Source organism: Rhizomicrobium sp. (assembly GCF_056722145.1).
The window spans coordinates 1-8776 of the sequence record NZ_JBWZET010000253.1; the positions used below are offsets into that span (position 1 = coordinate 1).

At 63.7% G+C, this 8776-nt stretch carries 12 protein-coding genes; 2 read left to right on the plus strand and 10 right to left on the minus strand.

What is annotated here, in order from left to right; genetic code table 11:
• From AC1P6P_RS13495 to gor, 9 genes are all read right to left on the minus strand, one after another.
• Positions 1-254 (minus strand): adenylyltransferase/cytidyltransferase family protein (locus AC1P6P_RS13495; RefSeq protein WP_481402966.1); only part of this gene is annotated, 254 nt, incomplete at its 3' end.
• 11 nt (positions 255-265) lie between these two features.
• Positions 266-679 (minus strand): MaoC family dehydratase, encoded by a 414-nt coding sequence (locus AC1P6P_RS13500; protein WP_481402967.1) that lies wholly within the window; start codon positions 677-679, stop codon positions 266-268.
• Positions 680-683: 4 nt separating this feature from the next.
• Positions 684-1532: a TIGR01459 family HAD-type hydrolase gene (locus AC1P6P_RS13505; RefSeq protein ID WP_481402968.1), complete on the minus strand. Its 849-nt coding sequence runs from the start codon at positions 1530-1532 to the stop codon at positions 684-686.
• A 112-nt stretch (positions 1533-1644) separates the two neighbouring features.
• Entirely contained in the window at positions 1645-2865 is a 1221-nt protein-coding gene (locus AC1P6P_RS13510; protein ID WP_481402969.1) for an EAL domain-containing protein, read from the minus strand.
• 82 nt (positions 2866-2947) lie between these two features.
• Positions 2948-3421 carry a threonine/serine exporter family protein gene (locus tag AC1P6P_RS13515; RefSeq protein WP_481402970.1) on the minus strand — a complete coding sequence of 158 codons (474 nt, stop codon included), beginning with the start codon at positions 3419-3421 and terminating at the stop codon, positions 2948-2950.
• Complete coding sequence (locus AC1P6P_RS13520; protein ID WP_481402971.1) at positions 3418-4203, minus strand: threonine/serine exporter family protein; 786 nt, start codon at positions 4201-4203, stop codon at positions 3418-3420. Before AC1P6P_RS13520 ends, AC1P6P_RS13515 begins: the two co-directional genes overlap by 4 nt.
• Before the next feature lie 10 nt (positions 4204-4213).
• Positions 4214-4603, minus strand: coding sequence for a helix-turn-helix domain-containing protein (locus AC1P6P_RS13525; protein ID WP_481402972.1), 390 nt, complete (start codon positions 4601-4603; stop codon positions 4214-4216).
• Positions 4600-4899, minus strand: a complete 300-nt coding sequence (locus AC1P6P_RS13530) for a type II toxin-antitoxin system HigB family toxin (protein ID WP_481402977.1) — start codon at positions 4897-4899, stop codon at positions 4600-4602. Before AC1P6P_RS13530 ends, AC1P6P_RS13525 begins: the two co-directional genes overlap by 4 nt.
• Before the next feature lie 38 nt (positions 4900-4937).
• Entirely contained in the window at positions 4938-6311 is a 1374-nt protein-coding gene (gene gor / locus AC1P6P_RS13535) for a glutathione-disulfide reductase (RefSeq protein WP_481402973.1), read from the minus strand.
• 68 nt (positions 6312-6379) lie between these two features.
• On the opposite strand from gor, the gene AC1P6P_RS13540 reads away from it, so the two are divergent.
• Positions 6380-7549, plus strand: coding sequence for an alpha/beta hydrolase (locus tag AC1P6P_RS13540; RefSeq protein ID WP_481402974.1), 1170 nt, complete (start codon positions 6380-6382; stop codon positions 7547-7549).
• 96 nt (positions 7550-7645) lie between these two features.
• Here the strand turns inward: AC1P6P_RS13540 and rpiA are convergent, their stop codons facing one another.
• Positions 7646-8356: a ribose-5-phosphate isomerase RpiA gene (gene rpiA / locus AC1P6P_RS13545; protein ID WP_481402975.1), complete on the minus strand. Its 711-nt coding sequence runs from the start codon at positions 8354-8356 to the stop codon at positions 7646-7648.
• Between the two features lie 181 nt (positions 8357-8537).
• Between rpiA and AC1P6P_RS13550 the strand changes: the two genes are divergently transcribed.
• Positions 8538-8776 (plus strand): Dps family protein (locus AC1P6P_RS13550; protein WP_481402976.1); only part of this gene is annotated, 239 nt, incomplete at its 3' end.

Consider the following 8776-nt stretch of genomic DNA (forward strand, 5'->3'; position numbering starts at 1 on the left):
CCCATCTTGGCGAGGATGTGCGCCTTGGAGCGGAACGGGGTCAGCCGGATCGGCTCGGCCCCGGGGCGGAAGAATTCGCGGCTGGTCGGCTCGAAGGTGAGCACCGTCGTCGCCACGCCGCGCACCTCGGCATGGCGCATCGCCCGGCGGATCAGCGCCTGATGGCCGCGATGCACGCCGTCGAAATTGCCAATGGCAACCACCGCGCCCTGGTATTCCGTCGGGATACTGGCGATGTGGCGGAAAATCTTCATGCCGGGCGACTTTAGGGTTTTGCCGGCGCGATGACGAGGGTCTCGCCCTCCATCACCACGGTTTCCCCTACCTTGCAGACGAAATCGAGTGCCACCCGCCGCTTGGGCAGCACCTCGCGCACAGTGCAGATCGCCGTCACGGTATCGCCGATTCGCACCGGCGCCTTGAACCGGGTGGACAGGCTCATCACCAGCGTTCCCGGTCCCGGCATCTTGGTGCCCAACAGCGCCGACAGATAACTGACGGTAATGGCGCCGTGCGCGACCCGGCCGCGAAAGACGGTTTTCCGCGCATAGGCCTCGTCAAAATGAACCGGATTCATGTCGCCGGACACTTCGCCGAACAGATCGATGTCGCGCTCGGTCACCTGCTTGGAAAAGCTTTCCGACACGCCGGGTTTGAGGTCTTGGTAATAGACGGTCATCTTGTCACCACTTCAGAACATCGACGGCGGCGCGCGCCGTGAGATCGTGACGGGCAAACAGTGCCCCGAGATTGGCAGCCGTCAAGCTGCCGAGTTCGTCCTTGTGCAGACCCTCGGCGACGAACAGCGCGTCGAGCTTCATCACCGCGGCGCCGGCCATGTCGGTTTCAAGGGCGTCGCCGATGACGAGAATGCGCTTGTCCGCCCCGCCCGCCGCCGCAATGGAGGGCTGGTAGATCGGCGGCTCGGGCTTGCCGTAATAGATCACATGGCCGCCGAGCTTTTCATAGGCGCGCGCGATCGCCCCGGCGCACGGCACCAACACGCCATTGCGCGGCGCCCAGACGTCGGGGTTGGCGCAGATCATCGCCAGATCATGCGCCTTCAGGATCGCCAGCGTTTCGGCGTAATCGGCGGCGGTTTCGTGATCGTCGTCGAACAGGCCGGTGCAGAGCACGATCTCGGCCGCTTCGGGTCCGACCAGCTCGACATCGAGACCTTCGAACACCGGCACGTCGCGCTCGGGACCGATATGCATCATCTTGAGCGGCGCGCCATGCGAGCGCTTGATCAATTCCAGGCGCGCTTCGCCGCCCGAACTGACGATGGCGTCGTAGCAGTCGTCGGGCACGCCGAAGCTCTTCAGGCTCACCGCGATCTCGGCCGGCGGGCGCGGCGCATTGGTCAGGAGCACCACCCGGCCGCGGGTTTTGCGGAAGTTGGTCAGCGCCTCGACCGCCTTGGGATAGGCATTGGCGCCATCGTGCACCACGCCCCAGACATCGCAGATCAGCGCATCGTACTCGCCGGCGATTTCGCTAAGGCCGGACACCAGGACAGGAGAACCGTTCATCAATCCACAGCAGGTTGTCGCGCGGGTGCGCGCGGGAAATTCACCTGAAGGCTATAGCGGGAACGCCCCACCGCCTCAAGGCGCGGGGTTGCGGTCGCGAAAAAGCCTGAATTCAGGCCGACTTGCGCAGGGGGACGACGTTGGGCTGCGGGCGGTCGATTTCCTTGATGGTCTCGCCCCGGACCGCGCGCGGTTCGCCGAAGAGGTAGCCTTGCGCGAAATCGACGGCGTAATCGAGCAGCTGCACCACCGTTTTCTCGTCCTCGACGCGCTCGGCGATCAGGTTGAGGCCGTGGCGCGACAGCAGGTTCTTGAAATCCTCGGCGGCAACGGCGGCACCGGCGGCGTTCATGCCCTTGGTCAGCATGTCGGCGCGCACCTTGAGGTAGGAGAAGCCGGTGCTCTTGAGCTTGCCGTAATCGAGCGCCAGCGACTTGATGTTGTCCATCGACAGCGCGAAGCCAAGGCCGTTGAGACGCTTCAAGTTCGCCTCGCCCTCGCGGCCGCAGCGCAAGACGGAATCCTGCGAAAATTCGAACACGATCTGGCCGGCGAGGTCGCGGTTGTGCTGCATGTACTCGAGGAACTGCGGGAAGAATTCGGCGTCGCGCAAGGTGTCGCCCGAGATGTTGCAGAACACGCCGATGCCGCGGTTGCGATTCATCAGGCGGCGGACGATCTGGACGCAGCGGAACAGGAGCAGGTTGTCGACCACGCTCATCAGGCCCGCGGGCGCGGCGATCTTGATGTACTGCGCCGGCATGATCACCGAGCCGGATTCGGAGCGCAGCCGCGACAGCGCCTCGTAGAAGCGCACCTTGCGCTGCGGCAGGCTGACCGTCGGCTGCAGGTAGAGATCGACGCGGTTTTCCTCGAGCGAGGCGCGGATCATTTCCAACAGTTCCGGTTCGGCAACGTTTTCGAGGCTGGCCGGAGCCCCGGCCGGACGTCCGCCCGCTTCGTGGCGCGCCTTGTCGGAAATCTTGGTGGCGAACTCCTTCATCAGGCTTTCCAGAACCTGCAGTTCGGAAACGATCTTCTTGTTCTGGGCGTGGGCGCGCGCCTCCATCGAACGGGTCACTTCGTCGACCCGCGCCTGGGTTTCGGCCAGCGCCTTTTCCACCGCCGCGCCGGACTTTTTCAGGGTCTGGATTTCCTTGTTCTGCTTCTTCGCCCAACGGCGGCGCATCACCGAGCCGTCGATCTGGAACATCAGAAGGAACGAGATGAAGCCGCAGGCGATTCCCGTCGGAAGCGACTGCATCATGCCGGCCAGACAACCCAGCGTGGCGCTCGCGAGCACGTAGATGAAGATGACAAGAAACCTGACCATGGTCCCGCTACCGGTATTGGACCGGCAACCATTGCCTAGTTCCCGTTGCCAAGACGTTAACCAACGCCCATTTCGGGACGGATCAGAATTCCTTGTATTTCAAGAGATGGGCCGGAATCGCCAGCCCGGCCCCTATGGCTGCGACGGTAAACACCACCCGTAACAAGTATTCGATGGCGGTAAGGATCACTTCAGCATTTTCGGGGTGCGGCGTGGTGACCGCCAGTGCGCCCAGAATCGCCTGTCCGAAAAAGGCGCCCGGCACCATCGGGATGCAGCCGGCCAGCGCCACGGCGTTGCCGCGCCCACCAAGCGGGCGTCGCAGGACGTTGGCACACAGGCTGGCCATCACCGCCGCCACGAACGACGCCGCTTCCAGGCTCCAGCCGAGGTCGAGCCCGACGGTGCGCACCGAGAGCGCGAGCGCCCCGGCGGCAAAGCACCAAGCCAGCGATTTGAGACCAAAATTGAACAGCACGCCGAACCCGGCTGCCGCCACCGCGCCGAAAAACGCCTGATGCAGGAGATGGGGCCAGTCGGTGAGGAGGTGGATCATCTCACCCCCAACAGCGCTTCGGCCAGCCAGACGCCGCAGGTCGCAAACACCATCACCATCAACACCGACACGGCGCGGGCGCTGCCCATGGACGGATAGCCGTCCATGATGTCGGTCTGGGCGTTGGTCGCCGGGACACCCGGAACCAGCAGCAGAATGGAGGCCATCATGGCGAGATTGACCGTGGTTGAGCCGACGAGATGGGCCGCCGCTCCACCGATACCCGCCGCGGTGAAGGCGATCACCGCCGCCAGCACATAGGTGTTGGTGCCGCGCCGGTGCAGATACATCCGCAGCGCCTGCCCCAGCCCACCGCCGACGAACACCGGCCCGAACGCCAGCCAGTCGATGCCGAGCAGCCGCCCGAACGCGGCGCACGCCATCCCCACCGCCAGCGCCACCAGCCACAAGGGATGGCGGGGCGTCGATTTGACGAGGCGGTCCATTTCGGCCTCGAAGGCATCCACCGTCATGCCGCCTTTGGAAACGCGCACCGCCAGCGCCCGCATGGCGTGGTCGAGTCGATGGTTCACCCCGTGCGGACCGATGGTCATCATGCGGGTGATGGTGTTGGTGCCGCTGCGGACGGTGATTTCCTGCGAGGCATAACCGGTTCTGAGCCCGACCGGCTCGACGCCCAGCCCCCTCGCCACCAGCGAAGCGCCCTGATGCACCACCCTGACCCGCGCGCCGCATTCCACCAGCACGCGCGCCATGCGCAGCGCGCTCATGGCGATCTTCTCGAGCTGGCGATGCTTGAGGCGAATGGGATCGTCGGTCATGGGCTAAAGATCAAGCGCGTCCAGTGTGGTAGGGCCGCAGCAGTACCTCTGCAGGGATATTCCAATGCTGATGGAGTTTCCACGCCTGCTCCATAGTCAGCGGGCGCTTGCGCCCCATGATCTCCGAAGCACGAGAACGTGAACCAATCAGCTTCGCCAAATCGGCTTGGCTGTAGCCCGATAATCCCATTCGATAACTTATTGCTTCCACCGGATCAGGCGGATCGATCGGCCAATGCTTGCCTTCATAGACCTCGATCAGTGCCGCCAACACGTCGAAACGGTCGGCATCCGGAGTGCCGTACTTGGGCTCTTGCAGGAAGTAAGGTTCAATCTCGGCAAGCGCCCATTCGTAGTCCGCTTCTGTCCGGATCGGGCGAATGGGCTTCATCTTCGTCATTTTATGGTGCCTGCCTTGATCTTATCGTATTCTTTGTGGGTCCCGACAAACTTCACCAGCACGCGCTTGTACCCGTATGCCACATGCGCAACCAATCGGTATTTATTTCCCCCGATGTCGAAAACGACTCGGTTGTCCTCGACAAAATCAACGGTGGTGCCAAACGCCGTTTTGACGTCTGCTGGGCACTGCCACTCAGCTTTGTCCACAATCGCGAACCAGTTGCGCAGTGGAATCTCGGCTTGAGCATGACGGAGCCAAAAGAGCTTCAGCGTTCTTTTGGCAATGATCTGCATGGCCACGCTATAGCATGTTCCACATTTGGGAACAAGCGCTATGGCGCCTTCGAATAGCTCTTCGTTCGCATGGTCACAAGTTCTTCGGCGGCGGAGGGGTGGAGGGCTATGGTGGCGTCGAACTGGGCCTTGGTGGCGCCCATTTTCAGCGCCACGGCGACGATCTGCACCATTTCGGAGGCGTCGGGGCCGAACAAATGGCAGCCGAGAACCTTGTCCGTTTTAGCGTCGACGATCAGCTTCATCAGCATGCGGTCGCCGCTGCCGGCGAGCGCGAAACGCATCGGGCGGAAGCTCGATTTGTAGACGTCGATGGCGTGACCGTGCGCCAGCGCGGCCTCCTCGCTGATGCCGACGGTGCCGATTTCCGGCGTCGTGAACACCGCGGTCGGCACCAGCGCGTGATCGGGGCGCGTCGGCGTGTCCTGGAACGCAGTCTTGATGAAGCACATCGCCTCGTGGATCGCCACCGGGGTCAGTTGCAAACGGTCGGTGACATCGCCGACGGCGTAGATGTTCTCGGCGCTGGTGCGCGAGTAGTCATCCACCTCCACCCGTCCGTTCTTGCCGGTCTTGACGCCGGCCTTTTCGAGCCCGAGACCTTCGGTATTCGGGATGCGGCCCCAGGCGAGCAGCAGCTTGTCGGCGACGAGGCGCTCGCCGCTGGTGAGGACCGCATGGATTTCATCGCGGTCGCGCTCCACGGCGGTGAACATCCGGTCGGGCAAAACGCGGATGCCGCGGCGTTCCATCGACGCCATCAGGGCTTCGCGCAGATCCTCGTCGAAACCGCGCAGCACCTTGGGACGGCGCACCACCAGTGTCGTCTCGGCCCCGAGCGCCTGGAAGATGTGAGCGAATTCGACCGCGATATAGCCGCCGCCGGCGATGACGACGCGCTTCGGTAATTCGGGCCAGTCGAACACCTCATCGGAGGTGCAGCAATGTTCCACGCCGCCGGCGCCGTAGAGATCGCGCGCCGCCCGGTTGCCGGTGGCGATCAGGATCTTGTCGGCGGTGACGGTCTTGCCGCTTGCCAGCCGGATGGTGTGGGCGTCGTCGAGCGCGGCGTGCTCGTGGAAAACGGTCGCTCCCGCCCCCTCGACGCCTTTGGTATAAAGCCCTTCCAGGCGCGCGATTTCGGTGTTCTTGTGGGCCTGCAGCGTGACCCAGTCGAAGCGCGGCGTGCCAAACGTCCAGCCGAAGCTGGGAGCCAGCTCGAAATCCTCGGTGAACCGGCTGGCATAGACATAGAGCTTCTTCGGCACGCAGCCGCGGATCACACAGGTGCCGCCCATGCGCGAGCCTTCCGCCAGCCCGACCTTGAAGCCCAATCCGGCGGTAATCCGTGCCGCGCGCACGCCGCCCGAACCGCCACCGATGACAAACAGGTCGAAATCGTGTTTGGACATGTTGAAATCCTGGCTTGCCTCCCTTCGCATAAAGGAGGTTTGATGGACCATCAACGCCGGAGGGGGCTTTGAGGCACATACTGGCCATTCTGGGGCTTGCCATCGTGCTCGCCGGCTGCGCGATCGACGATTCCGGGCCGGTACGTTCGGTGTGGCGGCCTGCGGACGGCAGTCCTACCTTCAACAACGTGGTTTACGTCACGGATCGCGAGCCCGATCCCGCGTTCGGCGGCGGATTCGCCACGCGCTGGGCGGGAAAACCCTCCTGCGGCTCGACCGATACCGCCGTTCCCGCCGCTCCGCCCCCCGGCGAAGGCCCGCAATGGGGCTATGTCGCCAAGACCAATCCGGTCCAATGCGAGAAAGACGACAAGCGACTCGGCGGCGCCATCGCCCTGATTGCGGCCCAGGCCAAGGCGCGGGGCTGCCATACCGTGCTGCTGTTCGTGCACGGCTTCCATAACGGCTTCGATGGCGGCGTGGTGCGCGCGGCCCAACTGGCGCAGGACACCCAGACCGTCTGCGCCCTGGCGGCGTTTTCCTGGAGCGCCGAAATCGACACCGACCGCTATGTCGCCGATCTCGAACACAGCGATTATGCCCAGCCGCTGCTCGCTGAATTCCTGCGCGAACTGAGCGAAAGCGGATTGCGGGTGACGGTGGTTGCCCACAGCCTTGGCGCCCGGCTGACGCTGATGACGCTGTCCGGTCTCGGCCAGGACCGCACCCCGCCGCGCGCCGGATTCATCGACGAACTGGTGCTGGCGGCGGCCGATGTCGGCATCGATCCCAAGAACAACGATTTCGCCAAGCTGATGGCCGGCGCCGCCCCGTTCGCCAAGCGCACCACGATCTATGTGTCGAGCTACGACGCGGCGCTGGAAATCTCGCGGCGGGTGCATGGCGGCGTGCCGCGGCTGGGCGCCGGCACCGACCTGTCATTCCAGGCCGATGACAAAACCCATGTGGTCGACATCATCGACGCCACCTTCGCCAAAGGCGACCGGCTCGATCATTCCTATTTCGGCCAATCGGTGGAAGCGATCGAAGATTTGCGGCTGACGCTGCTCGGCGTGCCGGTGGAGCAGCGGCTGCAGGCGATCGACGGCCACGCCGCGACGCTTGTCTGCGCTAAGAAGGCCTGCGCCCCCAATTACCAGCTCAAGAGCGACGGCACGCCGCGGTTCATCACCCGGCTGATCTACAATTTGCTGCCGATCGTGCCGATCTTGAATTGAGGGGAATGCCCCCCTCCGGATCGCTTCGCGATCCACCTCCCCCGCTATACGTACGCCGTGCGGCGCGAAGGGCCGACACCGCGGGGGAGGAAAGAACTACTTGCGTTCGATGACTTCGAGGCCTTCGGGACGGGCGACGATCAGGGTTGAGGCGATGTCGACGTAGAGACCGTGCTCGACCACGCCCGGAACGCACGACAAGGCGGTCGCCAGCTTGGCGGTTTCGGTCATCGCCGGACCGAAGGCGATGTCGTAGATGACGTTGTTGCTGTCGGTCTTGTAGACGGCATCGGCCTTTTTGCGCAGCACCACCGGTACGTCGCCGTAGCCCTGGGCCTTCACCACCGCGGCGAGCCGCTTGGCGGTTTCGGCGTGGCCGAATTCCAGGACTTCCACCGGCAGCGGAAAAGCGCCCATCTTCTCCACCAGCTTGGAGCCGTGGATCATGACGACGAACTTCTTCGCCGAGACCGCGACGATCTTCTCGCGCAGCAGCGCCCCGCCGCCGCCCTTGATGAGGTCGAGGGCGTAATCGGCTTCGTCGGCACCATCGATGGCGAGATCGAGCGGCGCCAGATCGTTCAGATTGCCGAGCACAATGCCTAGCGAACGGGCCAGCTGCGCCGTCTTTTCCGACGTCGGCACGCCGACGATATCGAGCCCGCCGCGCACCCGCGCCCCGAGCAGATTGATGAAGGCCTCGGAGGTCGAGCCGGACCCCAGCCCCACCTTCATGCCGCTGGTGACGAATTCGACCGCGCGGGCGGCCGCCTGATGTTTCAGATGATCGATATCGCTGGTGTTCATAACGGCGGAATGAAACCGATCCGAAGCCGTTCGTCCAGAGCGATGATTCCGCCACCCTGCGGCAGTCCGCGCAGTTCAATTGTGTCGTTTTTGAATTATTCTAAACTACCGAATTGACCTGTCAGAATGCTCCGAACGGGGGCATGTTGGCAGCGCCGCAGCACAGAAGGATTAAACGACTATGGCAAAGAAAGACGGTCCGGCTATCGACATCGGGATCGAGGAAAAGCAGCGCAAGGCGATCGCGGAGGGTCTGGCGGCCCTGCTCGCCGATTCCTACACGCTCTACCTCAAGACCCATAACTACCACTGGAACGTCACCGGGCCGATGTTCAACACCCTGCATCTGATGTTCGAGACGCAGTACAACGAGCTGGCGCTGGCCGTCGACCTGATCGCCGAACGCATTCGGGCCCTCGG

Excerpts from the sequence above, each read along its gene's own strand:
- gor (WP_481402973.1), bottom strand. The coding sequence starts at position 6,311 with ATGTCCAAACACGATTTCGACCTGTTTGTCATCGGTGGCGGTTCGGGC.
- AC1P6P_RS13520 (WP_481402971.1), bottom strand. The coding sequence starts at position 4,203 with ATGACCGACGATCCCATTCGCCTCAAGCATCGCCAGCTCGAGAAGATC.
- rpiA (WP_481402975.1), bottom strand. The coding sequence starts at position 8,356 with ATGAACACCAGCGATATCGATCATCTGAAACATCAGGCGGCCGCCCGC.
- AC1P6P_RS13530 (WP_481402977.1), bottom strand. The coding sequence starts at position 4,899 with ATGCAGATCATTGCCAAAAGAACGCTGAAGCTCTTTTGGCTCCGTCAT.
- AC1P6P_RS13515 (WP_481402970.1), bottom strand. The coding sequence starts at position 3,421 with ATGATCCACCTCCTCACCGACTGGCCCCATCTCCTGCATCAGGCGTTT.
- AC1P6P_RS13510 (WP_481402969.1), bottom strand. The coding sequence starts at position 2,865 with ATGGTCAGGTTTCTTGTCATCTTCATCTACGTGCTCGCGAGCGCCACG.
- AC1P6P_RS13525 (WP_481402972.1), bottom strand. The coding sequence starts at position 4,603 with ATGACGAAGATGAAGCCCATTCGCCCGATCCGGACAGAAGCGGACTAC.
- AC1P6P_RS13500 (WP_481402967.1), bottom strand. The coding sequence starts at position 679 with ATGACCGTCTATTACCAAGACCTCAAACCCGGCGTGTCGGAAAGCTTT.
- AC1P6P_RS13505 (WP_481402968.1), bottom strand. The coding sequence starts at position 1,532 with ATGAACGGTTCTCCTGTCCTGGTGTCCGGCCTTAGCGAAATCGCCGGC.